This window comes from Corallococcus sp. M7 (assembly GCF_054512695.1).
The window spans coordinates 9,134,524-9,151,905 of record NZ_CM137252.1 but is presented as its reverse complement, the minus strand read 5'-3'; the positions used below and the strand labels follow the sequence as shown (position 1 = coordinate 9,151,905).

15 protein-coding genes are annotated in these 17,382 nt (G+C 70.1%); 10 read left to right on the top strand and 5 right to left on the bottom strand.

Going from position 1 to position 17,382, the window contains the following annotated elements:
* Positions 1–44 precede the first annotated feature (44 nt).
* Complete coding sequence (locus tag ACX114_RS36765) at positions 45–1,514, bottom strand: pyridoxal phosphate-dependent decarboxylase family protein (RefSeq protein WP_459292214.1); 1,470 nt, start codon at positions 1,512–1,514, stop codon at positions 45–47.
* Between the two features lie 199 nt (positions 1,515–1,713).
* On the opposite strand from ACX114_RS36765, the gene ACX114_RS36760 reads away from it, so the two are divergent.
* The 8 genes from ACX114_RS36760 to ACX114_RS36725 all read left to right on the top strand — a co-directional run bounded on the left by ACX114_RS36760 (position 1,714) and on the right by ACX114_RS36725 (position 10,665).
* Positions 1,714–2,025 (top strand): hypothetical protein, encoded by a 312-nt coding sequence (locus ACX114_RS36760; RefSeq protein WP_459292212.1) that lies wholly within the window; start codon positions 1,714–1,716, stop codon positions 2,023–2,025.
* A gap of 63 nt (positions 2,026–2,088) precedes the next feature.
* Positions 2,089–2,916, top strand: a complete 828-nt coding sequence (locus tag ACX114_RS36755) for a 2,3,4,5-tetrahydropyridine-2,6-dicarboxylate N-succinyltransferase (protein WP_014400166.1) — start codon at positions 2,089–2,091, stop codon at positions 2,914–2,916.
* Positions 2,917–2,999: 83 nt separating this feature from the next.
* Complete coding sequence (locus ACX114_RS36750; protein ID WP_459292210.1) at positions 3,000–3,632, top strand: cupin domain-containing protein; 633 nt, start codon at positions 3,000–3,002, stop codon at positions 3,630–3,632.
* A 45-nt stretch (positions 3,633–3,677) separates the two neighbouring features.
* On the top strand, positions 3,678–4,766 hold the full coding sequence (gene dapE / locus ACX114_RS36745) for a succinyl-diaminopimelate desuccinylase (protein WP_459292208.1): 1,089 nt from the start codon (positions 3,678–3,680) through the stop codon (positions 4,764–4,766).
* Positions 4,767–4,930: 164 nt separating this feature from the next.
* Positions 4,931–5,341 carry a cell envelope biogenesis protein TolA gene (locus tag ACX114_RS36740; protein ID WP_459292206.1) on the top strand — a complete coding sequence of 137 codons (411 nt, stop codon included), beginning with the start codon at positions 4,931–4,933 and terminating at the stop codon, positions 5,339–5,341.
* Positions 5,342–5,520: 179 nt separating this feature from the next.
* Entirely contained in the window at positions 5,521–7,779 is a 2,259-nt protein-coding gene (locus ACX114_RS36735; protein ID WP_459292204.1) for a family 2 encapsulin nanocompartment cargo protein terpene cyclase, read from the top strand.
* Between the two features lie 54 nt (positions 7,780–7,833).
* Positions 7,834–9,231, top strand: coding sequence for a family 2B encapsulin nanocompartment shell protein (locus tag ACX114_RS36730; RefSeq protein ID WP_459292202.1), 1,398 nt, complete (start codon positions 7,834–7,836; stop codon positions 9,229–9,231).
* Between the two features lie 33 nt (positions 9,232–9,264).
* Positions 9,265–10,665: a family 2B encapsulin nanocompartment shell protein gene (locus ACX114_RS36725; RefSeq protein WP_459292200.1), complete on the top strand. Its 1,401-nt coding sequence runs from the start codon at positions 9,265–9,267 to the stop codon at positions 10,663–10,665.
* 64 nt (positions 10,666–10,729) lie between these two features.
* Here ACX114_RS36725 and ACX114_RS36720 read toward each other — a convergent pair whose 3' ends face one another.
* The 3 genes from ACX114_RS36720 to ACX114_RS36710 are packed head-to-tail and all read right to left on the bottom strand — an operon-like array spanning position 10,730 to position 13,575.
* Positions 10,730–11,743, bottom strand: coding sequence for a hypothetical protein (locus ACX114_RS36720; RefSeq protein WP_459292198.1), 1,014 nt, complete (start codon positions 11,741–11,743; stop codon positions 10,730–10,732).
* Entirely contained in the window at positions 11,740–13,251 is a 1,512-nt protein-coding gene (locus ACX114_RS36715) for an FAD-binding protein (RefSeq protein WP_459292196.1), read from the bottom strand. The genes ACX114_RS36720 and ACX114_RS36715 overlap by 4 nt, the downstream gene beginning before the upstream one ends.
* A gap of 3 nt (positions 13,252–13,254) precedes the next feature.
* Complete coding sequence (locus ACX114_RS36710; protein ID WP_459292194.1) at positions 13,255–13,575, bottom strand: hypothetical protein; 321 nt, start codon at positions 13,573–13,575, stop codon at positions 13,255–13,257.
* 109 nt (positions 13,576–13,684) lie between these two features.
* On the opposite strand from ACX114_RS36710, the gene nrfH reads away from it, so the two are divergent.
* Positions 13,685–14,203: a cytochrome c nitrite reductase small subunit gene (nrfH, locus tag ACX114_RS36705; protein ID WP_459292192.1), complete on the top strand. Its 519-nt coding sequence runs from the start codon at positions 13,685–13,687 to the stop codon at positions 14,201–14,203.
* On the top strand, positions 14,200–15,678 hold the full coding sequence (locus ACX114_RS36700; RefSeq protein ID WP_459292190.1) for an ammonia-forming cytochrome c nitrite reductase subunit c552: 1,479 nt from the start codon (positions 14,200–14,202) through the stop codon (positions 15,676–15,678). Before nrfH ends, ACX114_RS36700 begins: the two co-directional genes overlap by 4 nt.
* Positions 15,679–15,682: 4 nt before the next feature.
* Here the strand turns inward: ACX114_RS36700 and ACX114_RS36695 are convergent, their stop codons facing one another.
* Positions 15,683–17,125 carry a hypothetical protein gene (locus ACX114_RS36695; RefSeq protein WP_459292188.1) on the bottom strand — a complete coding sequence of 481 codons (1,443 nt, stop codon included), beginning with the start codon at positions 17,123–17,125 and terminating at the stop codon, positions 15,683–15,685.
* Positions 17,126–17,382 lie beyond the last annotated feature (257 nt).

The window sequence follows — 17,382 nt, the reverse complement described above, 5'->3', positions numbered from 1 at the left end:
CTATCGCATTTCCCCCGCCAGGGCGACTCCCTTGCTCACAAAATTCAGGGCCGGGCCGCCGCGCTCCGGAGCGTGTCCAGCAGGGACTCCAGGTCCGCGTCGCCGGTGAGCGGGTGGATGAGCGTGGTGCGCAGGTACACGCCCCGGGGCAGCCGCGTCTGCACCAGGTAGAAACTTCCGCGGGAGACCAACGCCTCACGCAGGCGGACCTGGAGCGCGTCCCAGCCCTCCGGCGGCACGTGCGCGGGGGTGTGGCGGAAGCAGACGATGTTGCAGTCGGGCTCCAGGGCCAGCTCGAAGTCCGGGGCGGCGGTGAGCATCCCCGCGAAGCGCTTCGCCTGGTCGTAGGAGGCGGTGACGGCCTCCTCGAAGACGCGCGTGCCCAGCACGGACAGGCACGCGTAGACCTTGAGGGGCATCATCTCCTTGGTGCACTCCAGCGTGCGCAGGCCCACGTCGCTGTAGGGGCGCGCGTCGTCGCCGTCGCCGTGGAAGAGGTAGTGGGCCTCCTGGGAGAAGGCGTCGAAGGAGCGCGCGCCGTCGCGGAAGAGCACGGCCGTCACCAGCGCGGGCATGAGCAGCCCCTTGTGCGCGTCCCACACCACGGAGTCCGCCCGCTCGATGCCCTTCACCTGCGCGCGGTACTTCGGGCTCAGGGACGCCGCGGCCCCGTGCGCGCCGTCCACGTGGAACCACAGGCCATGCTCCTGCGCGAAGTCCGCCACGGGCTCCAGCGGGTCGAACGCGCCGGTGGCGGTGGAGCCCGCGCTGGCCACCACGGCGATGGCCTTCCTTCCCGCGCGGGTGGCCCGCTCGAGCGCGTCCTCCAGGGCGTCCGGCCGCACGCGGAAGTGGTCGTCCACGTCCACCGGGGTGAGCCCGCCCTCGCCCCAGCCCATGATGCGGACGGCGCGGGCCAGGCAGTAGTGGGCGGAGCGGGGGACCAGCACCGTCAGGGGCGGGCCCGCGTGCGCGCCGCCGTTCCACGCGTCGTAGCCGGCCTTCGCCTGACGGGCGGCGAGCAGGGCGGTGAGGTTGCCCGCGCTGCCGCCGGAGGTGAGCACGCCCCGGGCGCCGGAGGGCAGGCCCAGCTTCGCCGCCATCCACGCGAGCACGTGGTGCTCCATCGCGGTGGCGACGGGGCCCATCTCGTACACGGCCATGCCGTTGTTGAGCAGCGACGACACGGCGTCGCACAGCGCGGCCAGCGGCACGGGCGCCGTCACCTGGTGGCCCACGTAGCGCGGGTGGTGCAGGTGGTGCGAGTCCTTCAGCACGCGCGCCATCAGCGCCGCGAAGGCCTGGGAGACCTCCGGCGCCGGGTCCTCCGGGAACGCCGTGGCGAAGCGCTCCTGGTTCACCGCGGGCGGGGCCCAGGGCAGCACCGGCATCCCGCCCCCGGCGAGCGCGGCCTTCAGGTAGTCCGCGAGCTGATCCATCAGGGCGTGGGCGGTGGCCCGGAAGGACTCCGGTTCATAGGCGGCGCGCAGCGGCGGGAAGACGGAAGTCGTCATGGCGGACGCACGCTAACGGGAGCGCGTCTTCCCGGCGCGGGAAACCCCTGGCGCGAGGGGCCAGCCCGGCTCCGGGCCGGCTGGTGGACCCCTTCCGCTCCCGGGGCGGCCGGGCGGGCAGGGGCCCGTCGAAGGGGCGGGCGGCTCGCGGCGCCCACACTCCGTCCCCACCTTTCCGACGCACAGGAGGAGACGACCGATGGCTTTCGACGACACGCCGTCCGAACGGCGCTCCATCATCAGCGGCATGCGCGTCCGCTCGGCGGACGGGAAGCTCCTGGGGTACGTGGCCCTCATCGGCCAGGAGCATCTCTACGTCCGGCGCTCGCCCTTCGTCCGCCACCGCGACTGGAAGGAGGCCCCCCTGTCCGCCGTGGGACGGGTGCTCCAGGGCGCCGTCATCCTGAAGGAGGGCACGGGCCCGCTGGCTCACGCGGATGCCATGTTTCACGGAGAAATCCCGACACAGACCCTGCCCCTGGTGCTGGGGCCCGAGCCGTCGCACGCGTGAGGCCGTCCGGCGGTGGACATTGAGGGGGGCGCGGACACCTGAAGTGTGATTCAACTCGGCGCCATGGCGACATCCCTCGAAGAGCTCTCCCAGCGGGTGTCCGCGGCGTTCGCGGACCGGGCGAAACTGAAGGACGCGGACACGGTGGCGGCGGTGCGCGAGACGCTCGCGCGGCTGGACACCGGTGAGTTGCGCGTCGCGGAGAAGGGCCCGGAAGGCTGGCGGGTCAACGCCTGGGTGAAGGAGGCCATCCTCCTGTTCTTCGCCGTGTCGGAGATGAAGGTGATGGAGGTGGGCCCCTTCGAGTTCTACGACAAGGTGCCCCTGAAGAAGGGCCTGGAGGCGGCGGGCGTGCGCGTGGTGCCTCCGGGCACCGTGCGCTACGGCGCCTTCGTGGAGAAGGGCGCGGTGGTGATGCCCGGGTACGTGAACATCGGCGCGCGGGTGGGCGCGGGCACCATGGTGGACACGTGGGCCACGGTGGGCTCGTGCGCGCAGGTGGGCCGCAACGTCCACCTGTCCGGCGGCGTGGGGCTGGGGGGCGTGCTCGAGCCGCCCACCGCGTCACCGGTCATCATCGAGGATGGCGCCTTCCTGGGCAGCCGCTCCATCGTGGTGGAGGGCGTGGTGGTGGAGGAGGAGGCGGTGCTCGGCGCCAACGTGGTGCTGACCGCGTCCACGCAGATCATCGACGTCACCGGGCCCCAGGAGGTCATCCACAAGGGCCGCGTTCCGGCGCGCAGCGTGGTGATTCCGGGCATGCGGGAGAAGCAGTTCCCCGCCGGGAAGTACATGGTCCCGTGCGCGCTCATCATCGGGCAGCGCAAGGCGTCCACCGACCAGAAGACCAGCCTCAACGCCGCCCTGCGGGACTTCGCCGTCGCGGTGTGAGCCTGCGACAAATCCGGCGCGGGCGGGGGCGCGTATAGGGGTTGTTACGCGACTTGTTACGTCCGCGCCGTTCTCAGGAGAGCATGGAACACCTCGACGACATCCTCCCCGAGTATCTGCTCGGGACCCTGGAGCCGGCCCGGCGCGACGCCGCGGCCCGGCACCTGGACGGCTGTGAGCGCTGCCGGGCGGAGTGGGCCCGGCTGTCGCCCGCCGTGGATGCGTTGGGGGCGCTGGTGGAGCCGGTGGCGCCCCCCGCCTCGGTGCTCACGCGCCTGATGGAGCGGATGGAGGGCCCCGGCCGCTTCGCCCGCTGGACCGGGAAGGTCGCCGCGTTCCTGGACGTGGCGGAGGCGCGGGCCCGCGAGCTGCTGGAGTCCATGGCGGAGCCCGCCAACTGGATGCCCGGCCCGGTGGAGGGCGTGGAGCTGATGCCGGTGGAGACGGGCCCCAGGCGCGAGGGGATGATGGCCGCCGTCGTGCGCCTCCAGCCCGGGGCCCGCTATCCGCGTCACACGCACCTGGGCCGCGAGTGGAACCTGGTGCTGGAGGGCGGCTTCCGCGAGGACTCCGGCCATGAAGTATGGCCCGGGGACGAGCTGGAGAAGGCGGACGGCTCGCTGCACGACTTCACCGCGTTGGGCGGGCCCGCGTGCGTCTGCGTCACGGTGTTGGATGGCGTGACGTCTTTCGAGGAGCTGGCGGACGGCGCCTGACGGGACGGTGTTCCGGGCCCGGGCGGGGAGTATGGTGCTTCGCGCATGGCCTCCATCGAACTCGCCACCCGACTCGCCCAGACGACGCTCGAGCTGTGTCGCATTGAAAGCCCCATTGGCCACGAGGGGCCCATCGCGGACCACGTGGAAGGCTGGGCGCTGAAGCACTTCCGCCGCGAGGAGGTCTTCCGCGTCGGGCACACGCTGCTGTTGGGCTCGCTGGAGGACCCCCGTCCCACGGTGGCGCTCATCGGCCACCTGGACACGGTGCCCATGCACCCCGGGGATGTGGGCCGCGCGCCGCGCATCGAAGGCGAGCGCGTGCACGGGCTGGGCGCATCCGACATGAAGGGCGGCGTCGCGGTGATGATGGCGCTGGCGGAGGACCTCCAGCGCGATGCGCTGCCCGTCAACGTGGCCTTCCTCCTGTACGAGCGCGAGGAGGGGGCCTACGCGGAGAGCGGCCTCATCCCGCTGTACGAGAAGCGGCCGGACCTGTCCCGCGTGAAGTTCGGCATCGCCATGGAGCCCACGGACGGCGTGGTGCAGGTGGGCTGCGTCGGCAGCATGCAGGTGACCGTCCGCTTCACGGGGCGCAGCGCGCACTCCGCGCGGCCGTGGCAGGGGGAGAACGCCATCCACAAGGCGGGGCCGCTGCTCACGGAGCTGCTCGGCCGCGAGCGCGTGGAGGTGAACGTCGCGGGCTTCCCCTTCTACGAGGTCATCAGCGCCACGCTGGCCAAGGGCGGCCGGGCGCGCAACGTGGTGCCGGAGGCGTTCGAGCTGAACCTCAACTACCGCTTCGCGCCGGGCAAGAGCGTGGCTCGGGCGAAGGAGGACGTGCTGGCGCTGGTGGCGGGCCGCGCGGAGGTGGAGTTCACGGACGCGTCGCCCAGCGGACCGGTGGCCGCGGGCAACCCGCTGTTCCAGCGGCTGATGTCGCTCACGGGGCTGCCCGCCGCGTCGAAGCAGGCGTGGACGGACGTGGCCCGCTTCGGCGAGTGGGGCGTGGACGCGGTGAACTTCGGGCCCGGTGAGACGGCGCAGGCGCACCAGCTCCACGAGAGCGCGCCCATCCCTCCGCTGGCCGTGGCGTACGAGAAGCTCGCCGCGTTCCTGAAGGGCGCGGCTTGAGCGCACCGCGCGTCGCCGTGCGCTCCGGGGCCGGATTTTCGGCCTCGCGCGGGATGTAGCACCGCGCGCATTCGTCATCTGGCGTGCATCTGCGCAGGGGGGCATGCGTGCACTTCCGGCGGTTGCGCTTACCCTCCAGGTGTTGTCATCCCTGGAGGTTGTTGATGCACGCCGAGTCGAACATGCAGGACCCGAACGAGACCCCGTCGTCCAACGCGGCGCTGCCGGCCGGTGAGGCCACGTCCGCCACGCCGTCGCGCCGCCGCTCCTCTGGCGCGCGCAAGGGCGCCCGCAAGGCGTCGTCCCGCCGCACGGGGGCCGCGAAGAAGGCGACCTCCAAGCGCACCACCGCGAAGAAGGCCGCGGGCAAGCGCACCGCGAAGAAGGCCACCCGCAAGCGTGGCACGGCGAAGCGCGGCGCCGCGAAGAAGGCCACCGCCAGGCGCGGCGCCCGCAAGGCCCCGGCCCGTCGCGCCGCCGCTGGCCGCACCGCGCGCAAGACGTCCGCTCGCAAGAGCCCCGCGCGCAAGACGTCCGCTCGCAAGAGCTCCGCGCGCCGCTCCACGCGCCGCTAGAAGGTCACGCGAGGGTCACGCGGGGATGCGGATTCTCAATCCCTGATCCAAGTGGGTCATCCCCCATCCCCGCGAACCCTTATTCACTGGATTAACCAACGTTTCCTGCTCAGCTGGTTGTCCGTGGTGTTGCCCACTGGACGACAGTACAAGCCCCCGGGGATCAACGAGGGGCGAGCATGTCCAAGGGGAAGCAGAAGCAACCGTTCCAGTTGCCGGATTTCTACGTGCCGTGGCCGGCGCGCCTGAATCCGAACCTGGAAGGGGCCCGCGCGCACACCAAGGCGTGGTCCTACCAGATGGGCATCCTGGGCCCGCCGCGGGATGGCACGGACCGCGAAATCTGGTCCGAGCGCCGCTTCGACGGCATGGACTACGCGCTGCTCTGTGCGTACACGCACCCGGAGGCGCCGGGCCCGGAGTTGGACCTCATCACGGACTGGTACGTCTGGGTCTTCTACTTCGACGACCACTTCCTGGAGGTCTTCAAGTACTCGCGTGACGTGAAGGGCGGCCAGGCCTACCTGGACCGGCTGCCGCTGTTCATGCCGCTGGACATGACCCCGCCGCCGGAGCCCACCAACCCGGTGGAGCGCGCCCTCTGGGACTTGTGGCAGCGCACCGTGCCCTCCATGTCCATGGACTGGCGCAAGCGCTTCTACGAGAACACCAAGCACCTGCTCGATGAATCGATGTGGGAGATCGAGAACATCAGCGAGGCGCGCGTCTCCAACCCCATCGAGTACATCGAGATGCGGCGCAAGGTGGGCGGCGCGCCCTGGTCTTCCGACCTGGTGGAGCACGCCGTCGCCGCGGAGATTCCGGACCGCGTCGTGAAGAGCCGGCCGATGCGCGTCTTCAAGGACACGTTCTCGGACGCGGTGCACCTGCGCAACGACCTGTTCTCCTACGAGCGCGAGCTGGAGGAGGGCGAGCTCTCCAACGGCGTGCTGGTGGTGGAGAAGTTCCTCGACTGCGACACCCAGCGCGCGGCGGAGCTGGTCAACGACCTGCTGACGTCGCGGCTCCAGCAGTTCGAGACCACGTTCGCCACGGAGCTGCCGTGGCTGTTCGCGGAGTACGGGCTCAACCCGGTGGAGCAGGCGCAGGTGCTCACGTACCTGCGGGGCCTCCAGGACTGGCAGTCCGGCGGCCACGAGTGGCACATGCGCTCCAACCGCTACATGAACCAGCACTCGGAGGAGCGGCCGGCGCTGTCCATCCCCGTGCCCTCCGGTCTGGGCACCTCCGCGCTGCGGATTCCGCTGACGCCGGGCGGGCTGGGGCTGGGGCCTCGCTCCCGGTCGCTGAGCCACGTGCCCCGCCAGTACGTGGGCCCCACGAAGCTGCCGAAGTTCTACATGCCGTACAGCACGTACCAGAGCCCGCACCTGGACCGCGCGCGCAAGAACTCCAAGGAGTGGGCACGGCGGATGGGGATGCTGGAGGTGGTGCCCGTCGTGGGGTTCTACGTCTGGGACGACCACAAGTTCGACGCGGCGGACGTGGCCCTCTGCGGCGCGTACATCCACCCGGACGCGACGCCGGAGCAGCTGGACCTGACGGCGTGCTGGCTCGTCTGGGGCACCTACGCGGACGACTACTTCCCCATGCTCTACGCGAACACGCGGGACATGGCGGGCGCGAAGATGTTCACCGCGCGGCTGGGCCAGTTCATGCCGGATGACGTGGAGGCCGCCAACGCCGCGGTGCCCACGAATCCCGTGGAGCTGGGCCTGGCGGACCTGTGGAAGCGCACCGCCGGCCCGCTGTCGCCGCGCGGCCGCAAGCTGTTCCGCAAGGCCATCCAGGACATGACGGACAGCTGGGTGTGGGAGCTGAACAACCAGCTCACCAACCGCGTGCCGGACCCCGTGGACTACGTGGAGATGCGCCGCAAGACGTTCGGCTCGGACCTCACCATGAGCCTGTCGCGCCTGTCCAAGGGCGACGCGGTGCCGGAGGACGTCTTCAACACCCGCACGCTGCGCGGGCTGGAGAACTCCGCCGCGGACTACGCGTGCTTCGTCAACGACCTCTTCTCCTACCAGAAGGAGATCCAGTTCGAGGGCGAGCTCAACAACTGCGTGCTCGTCATCCAGAAGTTCCTGGGCGTGGACAAGGACGAGGCCGTGAGCGTGGTCAACGCGCTGATGACCGCGCGCATGCAGCAGTTCCAGCACCTGGTGGCCAAGGAGCTGCCGGTGGTCATCCGCACCTTCGACCTGGATGCGAAGGCGCAGGAGAAGCTGAACAAGTACGTGGAGCAGCTCCAGCAGTGGATGGCGGGCATCCCCATGTGGCACGCGGAGGTGACCCGTTACACCGAGACGGAGCTCCTCCACGACGCGGCGCCGAAGCTCAAGGTCGGGAACGTCTCCGCCCTGGGCACCTCCGCCATGCGCATCGCCGAGCTGTTCCGCGCCGGCAGGTCCTGAGTCCCACCGAAGTCCGAAGCCTTTTTGAATCCTTAACCTGGAGAGGGTGACCCCATGTCCAACGACCTGAAGAAGTTCGATGACAACAACCAGAGCCTTGGCACGCAGGCGGCGCGTCAGCTGGCGACGACGACCAAGTCCGAGCCGCAGATGCAGGGCATCTCCTCGCGGTGGCTGCTCAAGCTGCTGCCGTGGGTGCAGGTGTCCGGCGGTACGTACCGCGTCAACCGCCGCATGACCTACGCGGTGGGCGACGGCCGCGTCACCTTCACCAGCACCGGCGCCAAGGTGCAGGTGATTCCGCAGGAGCTGGGCGAGCTGCCCCTCTTGCGCGGCTACGAGGACGTGGAGGCGCTGACCGCGCTGGCCAACCGCTTCGTGCAGAAGGAGTACAAGGCCGGTGAGGTCATCACCGAGGCCGGCAAGGAAGCGGACTCCATCGTCCTCATCGCCCACGGCAAGGTGAACCGCATCGGCACCGGCAAGTACGGCGAGCCGCTGGTGCTGGAGACGCTGGCGGACGGCGACCACTACAGCTACCAGGCGCTCCTGGAGTCGCAGGACTACTGGCAGTTCACGGCCAAGGCCGTGACGCCGGTCATCGCGCTCATCCTCCAGCAGTCCGCCTTCGAGGCGGTGGTGGCGCAGGTCCCGTCGCTGCAGAAGCACATCGAGGACTTCAAGGCCCGCTCCAGGAAGAAGCAGGACACGTCCGGCCAGAAGGCCATCGAGCTGGCCGCCGGCCACCACGGCGAGCCCGTGCTGCCCGGCACCTACGTGGACTACGAGACGCACCCGCGCGAGTACGAGCTGGCCGTCGCGCAGACCGTGCTGCAGATCCACACGCGCGTCGCGGACCTCTTCAACGACCCCATGAACCAGACCCAGCAGCAGCTGCGTCTGACCGTGGAGGCGCTGAAGGAGCGCAAGGAGCACGAGCTCATCAACAACCGCGAGTTCGGCCTGCTGCACAACGCGGACCTGAAGCAGCGCATCCACACCCGCTCCGGCGCGCCGACGCCGGACGACATGGACGAGCTGCTGGCCACGGTGTGGAAGGAGCCGTCGTTCTTCCTGGCCCACCCGCGCGCCATCGCCGCGTTCGGGCAGGAGTGCAACAAGCGGGGCATCTACCCCACCAGCATCGACATGAACGGGAACCACGTGCCCGCGTGGCGCGGCATCCCCATCGTGTCCTGCAACAAGCTGCCCATCAGCGAGTCGCGCACCACGTCCATCATGCTGATGCGCGTGGGTGAGAAGAACCAGGGCGTCGTCGGTCTGCACCAGGCGGGCATCCCGGATGAGATCGAGCCCAGCCTGAACGTGCGGTTCATGGGCATCAACGAGAAGGCCATCATGAACTACCTGGTGACGGCGTACTTCTCCGCGGCGGTGCTGACGCCGGACGCGCTGGGCATCCTGGAGAGCGTGGAGCTGGGCCGCTCGTAGTTCTTCGTCCGCACGTAACGGGAAGGTTCTTCCATGACGACTTCACAGAAGGACGTAGCGGCGCACGAGGGCACCACCCTCAGCACGGCGGGTGCGCGCCAGCTCGCGACGACGACGAAGACGCAGCCGGTGATGCAGGGCATCTCGCCCCGCTACCTGCTGAACATCCTGCCCTGGGTGCAGGTGTCCGGCGGCACGTACCGCGTGAACCGGCGGCTGACGTACACCGTGGGCGACGACCGGCTGAACTTCAGCAACATCGGCGTCAAGGTGGAGGTCATCGCCCAGGAGCTGCTCAAGCTGCCGCTGATGCGGGGCTTCCAGGACGTGGATGACCTGCTCATCCGCACCCTGGCCGGCCGCTTCATCCAGCAGCACTACAAGGCGGGCGACGTCATCGTGGAGGCGGGCAGGTCCGCCGAGCACGTGATGCTCATCGCCCACGGCAAGGCGCAGAAGCTGACGGCCGGCAAGTACGGCGACCCCGTGGTGCTGGACACGCTGGCGGACGGCGACCACTTCGGTGACCAGTCGGTGGTGGAGTCGAACGACGTGTGGCCCTTCACCGTCAAGGCCATCACGGCCTGCACGGTGATGGCGCTGCCGCAGGAGGTGTTCGAGTCCCTCATCAGCCAGTCCCCGGCGCTGAAGGCGCACGTGGAGCGCTACCGGGCCAACCTGAAGAAGCCCCAGGACAAGGCGGGGCAGGCCGCCATCGCGCTGGCCGCCGGTCACCACGGCGAGCCCGTGCTGCCCGGCACCTTCGTGGACTACGAGCTGAAGCCGCGCGAGTACGAGCTGAGCGTGGCGCAGACCATCCTGCGCGTGCACACCCGCGTGTCGGACGTCTTCAACGACCCGATGAACCAGACCGCGGAGCAGCTGCGGCTGACCATCGAGGCGCTGAAGGAGCGCAAGGAGTGGGAGCTCATCAACAACCCGGAGTTCGGCCTGCTGCACAACGCCGACCTCAAGCAGCGCATCAACACCCGCTCGGGTCCGCCGACGCCGGACGACATGGATGAGCTGGTGTCGCGCCGCCGCAAGACGCGCTACTTCCTGGCCCACCCGCGCGCCATCGCGGCGTTCGGCCGGGAGTGCAACAAGCGCGGCCTGTACCCCACGGTCGTGGACGTGGGCGGACACAAGTTCCAGGCGTGGCGCGGGGTGCCCATCCTCCCGTGCGACAAGCTGCCCATCAGCCGGGAGAACACCACCTCCATCATCGCCATGCGCACCGGTCAGGACGACCAGGGCGTGGTGGGCCTGCACAACGCGGGCATCCCCGACGAGGTGGAGCCGAGCCTCACCGTGAAGCGCATGGCCGTGAACGACCAGGCCATCACGAACTACCTGGTGAGCACCTACTACTCCGCCGCCGTGCTCGTCCCGGACGCGCTGGGCGTGCTGGAGAACGTGGCGCTCGGCGGCTGAAGAAGTTCCTCGCTGTGAGACATGGACGGGCCCGGTGCCTTCGGTGCGCCGGGCCCGTTGTCTTTCAACGGCACCGGGCGAAGTACCAGCGCAGCTGCACCTGGCCCCGGAGCACCGGCCCGTCATCCGTGTCCTGGCCGGGCGCCGTGGTGAGGGAAGCGATGGCGCGGGTGCAGCCGGGCAGCTTCACGTCGATGCCAGCGCCCGGGTGGAAGCGATTGTCGGTGCCGTCGAAGGCCAGCTCCGCGCGGAAGTCGGCCACGGAGGTCTTTCGCTGCACGCCCAGCCCGGCGCGCAGCGCCCTGCTGTCGCGGAACAGGTCCAGCGCCTGCATCGTGGCGAGCGCGTCGAAGCGCCGGCCGAGCGCGGCCTGTCCGGTCAGCCAGAACGTGTGCTTCGTGTCGCGGAGCCCGTCGCCCGTGAGCACGCCGCCCTCCGTGCGGGCGGAGACGCCCCATCCGCCGGAGATTTGAACGTCTCCGCTCCGGGAGCGCATCTGTCTTTCAGCCCGGTCGAAGATGGCGGACAGGTCCACGCCCCGCTCGGACACGTCCTCGTCCGAGTCCGCGGGCGGCGGGATGCCATGCCGCTCCAGCTCCTCCGCCACCCGTTCGGGCAGGTCGGAGTTGAGCACGGGGTCGTGCGGATCATGGAACGTCGCCCGGAGCCCGAGCCCCACGCGCCATGCGCCCGTGCCATCCAGGTCCGGCAGCACGGCCGCGGACACCGTCGTCTTCGTCAGCACCCGCATCAGCCGGCCCGCCACCGAGTTCGAGCGGTAGCGGGCCAGGCTCCGGACGCCACCGCCGAAGAGGAAGTAGGGCGCGACGTCCAGGCTGAGTCCTGGCCGGAGCCCATCCGGCGCCGCTGAGGCCAGCACCGTGGTCATCACCGGCTTGGGCGCGGCGCCGAGCAGCACGCGCAGCGGCGCCTCCTCCATGGCGACCAGGGCCGGTGACTCCGGCACGTCCACGTCGAGCACGTAGCGGTAGAGGTTGATGGTGTCGCTGTCCCGCGCGCTCGCCGCGCCCGGGGCGAGCAGGGCGCCCATCAGCGACAGGCTGGCGAGCCTCCTCACGCGAGTCCCAAGCCGCGGAGATAGTCATTGGCGAAGGCCGCGCGCAGCTCCGGCGTGGGGAGCAGGGCCTGCCTGGCACCGAGCCAGGAGTCCACGCGTGCCGTGCCGTACCGGCTTCGCACCGCCGGGCCGTCCAGCTCGTGGAACTTCCCCCAGTGGTACGTGTGCGGGATGGAGGACGCGGCGAGCTGCTGCCAGACGCGGCGGTTGTAGGACTTCGTGCGGGTGGACGACGCGCCGTCGATATCGAGGACGCACGTCATGGGCGCGTGCTGGGTGAACGCCAGCGTGGCCCGGGAGGGCAGGGTGTAGCGCAGCCCGAACAGCCCGGGGAACGCGTGGGCGCGATTGATGGCGAGGGCCATCTCCACCGTCTCGCGCACCCGGCCGAGCGGCACGCCCACCGCGCTGCCCCAGGCCTTGCCCCGGGTGGTCGTGTCGGTGAACAGCTCGCCGTGCGTCCCGCAGATGTTTTCGTATTCCGTGTAGAAGCGGTCCATCAGCCGCGACAGCAGGGGGATGGTCAGCTCCGAGACCATGTCCGTCAGCACGCCGATGATCTCGAGCCCGTTGTCCCCTTGGGTCAGCTTGCTGCCGGGGCTGGGCGGGGTCGAACCATCCGGACAATGCGCGTGCTTGTACATCACCGTGACGAAGACGCCCCGGTCCATGTCGTTGGGGTTGATGACCGCCGTGAAGTGATAGGGCTTGAGCCCCGGCGGGCCCGGCAGCGTGATGCCGGAGAAGTCCAACTGGTCGAACGCGCGCCAGAGCCCTTCATCGAGCGGCATCAGCCGGCGGTACGCCTGGAGGTAGTAGAGGTCCACCACCTCCAGGAGGACGCCGTGCACCAGCCCGAAGCCGCCCAGGCCCACCAGGGCGGCGTTGAAGAGGGCGTCGTCCCGGACGAGCTCCGCGCCCAGCTTCTGGGGGATCTCGTCGTGGATGACCGGCGCGCTGGCCCGCTCCAGCCAGACGTGGCGGTCCGGTGAGACGACGAGGTGCAGCCCCACCACGGAGTCCTGGAGGGCGCCGGTCTCCAGATTCGAGCCATGCGTGCCCGTCCCGATGGCCCCGGCGATGGTCTGTCCGTTGCTCGCGCCCGAGGTGGTCAGCGACTTGCCGATGCTCTTCAGGAAGTGGTTCAGCTCCGCGACGGAGACCCCACACTGCGCGAAGAGCAGGTCCTCCCTCCGGCCTGGAAAGGCGGGATGGGTGCGGGGCGCGGGGAAGAGGTAGTTCAGCGGCCGGGTGTTGACGAGGATGCCGCTGGTGGCGGGCGCCTTGGAGAAGGACCAGCCGCCGCCCAGGCCGCGGATCTCCAGGCGCTCGGTGAGCGCGCGCTGGATGAGCCCCTGGAGGCCCACGGTGGTATCGATGTAGCCCGGCACCGTGGACTGGGAGGCATCCTCGTTCCAGACGTCCACCAGCAGCTCCAGCTTCTGGGTGTAGCTCTGGTGCCAGTTCTGCCAGCGCTTCTGGCTGCTCTCGTGGATGACGGGGGGCATGGCCTACCGCACCCCGAGGTCGCCGGGCGTGGGCTGGGCCTTGGCGCAGCGCCACTCCACCCGCTGCGGCATGGCCAGGCCGAGCGTCAGCACGCTGATGAGCGCGAAGCCCACGTTGGTGCTCTGGGTGACCTCCGCGAGCGCCTGGCCCTGGCAGTTGTCCACCCGGGGCCGCTCCTGGACCAGCCCCCAGCCCAGGGACCAGAGGACCTCGCCTTGTGGTTCGGTGGCGCTGGCCCCCGCGGCGCCGGGCACCTGGACGCGGTAGTGCGCGCAGGCCGCGCTCAAGCCCAGACACAGCAACGCCGCCGCACGCTTGGACATGCCCGAGCATGGGTCTTGCCAGAGGGGGGGACCACGCGGCCGACGGTCGTGGACGTCTGTCTGGCATTTCACGCTCACGCGCCACCGTCATGCGTGTAGGGTGCCCCACGTGCCCTTCGCATCCCGCACAGTGCTGGCCGTCCTCCTCGGGATCGCCATCGGAGTGGCGGTCGGGCTCGGCGGCTTCACCTTCGCGTACGCGAAGGGCTCGTCGTACCTGCGGGACGACCCCGCCGCCTGTGCCAACTGCCACATCATGAACGAGCAGTACGACGGCTGGCGCAAGAGCAGCCACCACGCGGTGGCCACCTGCAACGACTGTCACACGCCCGCGGGCCTTGTTCCCAAGTACTACACGAAGGCGAGCAACGGCTTCTGGCACTCCTTCTACTTCACCACCGGCACCTTCCCGGACCCCATCCGCCTGCGTCCGGGCAACCGTGTGGTGACGGAGAACGCGTGCCGCAAGTGCCACGCCTCCATCGTGGAGGCCATCGAGACGCCGCCCACGGGGCACGGGCAGGTGGCCCCCGGCGAGCAGCTCCAGTGCCTCACCTGCCACAACTCCGTGGGCCATCCCGAAGGGTCGGGGAACCCCGAGCTCATCCGTAAGGAGATTGAACGATGACCGAGCCCGAGAAGGCTCCGGAGAAGCACCGGCGGTTCAGCGGCACGAAGCTCGTGGTGGCCGTCGCGGTGGCGGCGGCGCTGGCCTCGGCGGGCGTCACCGCGCTCCTGGTCAACATCATGGAGCGCAAGCAGGAGGCGAAGAACCCCTTCTACCGGGTGGTGGAGCTCAATGACACCATCACGGACCCCGCCGTGTGGGGGAAGAACTTCCCGCTGCAGTACGACGGCTACAAGCGCACGGTGGACCAGAAGCGCACCCGCTACGGTGGCAGCGAGGCGGTGGCGCGCACGCCCACCCAGGCGGATCCGCGCTCGGTGGTGGCGCAGAGCCGGCTGGAGGAGGACCCTCGCCTGGTCACCCTGTGGAGCGGCTACGCCTTCGCCAAGGACTTCCGCGAGGAGCGCGGCCACGCGTACATGCTGGACGACCAGACCTTCACCCAGCGGCAGCAGGTGACGCAGCAGCCGGGCACCTGCATCCACTGCCACGGCAGCGTGTACGTGCCCTACAAGAAGCTGGGGGACGGGGACCTCATCAAGGGCTTTGAAAAGATGAACCAGATGCCCTTCGCCGAGGCGCGCAAGCTCGTGGAGCACCCGGTGTCCTGCATCGACTGCCACGACCCCACCACGATGCAGCTGCGCGTCACGCGCCCCGGCTTCATCGAGGGCATCGCCGCGCTCAAGGCCAGCCAGGGCGTGCCGGACTTCAAGGTGAACGAGGACGCGACCCGCCAGGAGATGCGCACGTACGTGTGCGGGCAGTGCCACGTCGAGTACTACTTCAAGGGCAAGGAGAAGCGCCTCACGTACCCCTGGGCCAAGGGCATCAACGTGGACCAGATCATGGCGTACTACGACGAGGACGGGCACGCCGACTGGACCCACGCGCTCACCGGAGCGAAGGTCCTCAAGGCGCAGCACCCCGAGTTCGAGATGTACAACCAGGGCATCCACGCGAAGAGCGGCGTGGCGTGCGCGGACTGCCACATGCCCTACCAGCGCGAGGGGGCGATGAAGGTCAGCGACCACCACGTGCGCAGCCCGCTGCTCAACATCAACCGCGCCTGCCAGACGTGCCACAAGTGGAGCGAGGCGGAGCTGCTCTCTCGCGCTGAAACCATCCAGACGCGCACCTTCCAGACGCGCAACATCGCCATGGACGCGCTGGTGGACCTCATCCACGACCTGGAGAGCGCACGGAAGGTGGGAGCGTCCGAGGAGTCGCTGGCCAGGGCTCGCGACCTTCAGAAGCGCGCCCAGTTCTACCTGGACTTCGTGGAGGCGGAGAACTCCATGGGCTTCCACGCGGACCAGGAGGCGGTGCGCATCCTGAGCAACTCCATCAACTTCTCCCGCCTGGGCCAGAACGCGCTGCGGCCCGGCGGAGGGGCCTCCACGGCGCCGGACCAGCGGCCCGCGGGAGCGCCCGCCGCCAACGGAAGCGGGGGCGCTCCACAGGGCGCGAAGTAGGCGCTCAGTACTTCACGCGCACCAGGAAGACGTCTCCGCGTGTGGGCTTGAGCTTGTCCACGCCGAAGTCGGTGACGCGGTCGGTGTAGCCGTACAGCACCGCGTCGCCGTCCGGCATCAACGTCACCGCAGGCACCGCCTCCACGCCGTACAGCTCGCCGCGCGCTTCCGGCGCGGTGCCCAGGAAGAGGCGCGAGGCCAGCGGCTGTCCCGCGGGGTCGAAGCGCTGGGTGAAGAGCTGCGCGGACCCCAGGCCGTCCGTGCCCGAGGCGCCGTTCTCCAGCCACGAGTACGTGTAGCCCACCACCAGCACCTCGCCGGTGGAGTGGATGGCCACGCCCTGCACGGACGCGTCCACGCCCAGGTCTCGCGCCCAGCGCTCGGTGCCGTCCGCGCCCGTCACCACCACGAAGGGGCTGGGGCTGGAGGCGCCCTTCAGCGACGTGCCCGCCCAGGAGAAGCTGCCCTGGTAGTCGCCGCCCGCCACCACGTCACCGGCGGCGTCGCGGCTCACGTCCAGGACGCTCCCCTTCACGCCAGGGCGCACCTTCGCCCAGCCGAGCGCGCCGTTCTGCCGGTACAGCGCCACGAACGGGCTGCCTGAACCGGAGCCCTGCGTGACGTTGGTGCCGAAGCGCACGGTGCCCGTGTAGCGCCCCGCCACCGCCACGCTGCCGTCCGCGGCGGGGGCCAGGGACAGGGGCTCGGCGCCCGCGCCCTCGGACTCCGCGCTGCCCACGGCGAAGGCGCGCTCCGCGGTGCCGTCCGCCGTGAACACCGCCACGCCGGCCGGAGACCCCTTCACCTCGTTGCCCAGGTCCACGTTGCCCGGCGCGGTATAGGCCACGTAGAGCCTTCCTTCCGCGTCCGCCGCCACGTCCTTCACCGTCAGCTCGCTGGGGATCCGGTGGGCCCAGAGCGTCGAGCCGTCCGCGGACAGCTTCGCGATGATGGCGCCGTCACGGAGCTTGCCCGTGCCCAGGTCCACCGTGCCCTGGATGTTGCCGGCCAGGAGCATGCCGCCACTGCCGTCCGCCGCCACGCGGGCTCGCACGTCCGCGCGCAGCTCGACGGGCGTGGGGTCCACGCGCACGTCGTACGTCCGGGTCCACAGCGTCTGCCCGCCGCCGGAGCGCCGCGTGAGGACCAGGTCCACGGCGTCATCCGTGGGCGTGCGCGCGTCCAGGTCGTCGTAGCCGTGCACGGCGGCGGTGAAGAGGTCGCCCGTCGTGGCGTCCACCGCCAGGTCCAGCGCCAGGTCGTCCTGCGCGGCGCCCTCCTTCGCGAGCCACAGCGTGGCCCCCGAGGCGGGCGGCACCTTCTCCGGCTCCTTCACCGGAGGCGGTTGGGTCTGGGGGTTCTCATTGCCCGGCGGCGGCTGCGTGCCGCTGCCCGGTGGAGGTACCTCGACCGGGACCGAAGGCTGCTCATCGGGTGGACACCCCAACTTCGAATCCTGGCAGGTGTCCGGATCAGGCTTTTCAGCCCCACCTCCGCACCCCCACCCTCCGCCGACTGCGAAACCCAGCACCGTCGCGCCCACGACAGTCCGGCGCCACCCCCGCCCCAGATACATGGAATCCCCTCCGTGTACGGCAGGGTTCGCATGCCATCCCACCCCGGCAAATACGGCACGGAAGGTTGCTCGGCCGCCCGCTGCCGGACGGCGCGTGGAGCTCACGGATGGGGTTCGGGACGCCGTGG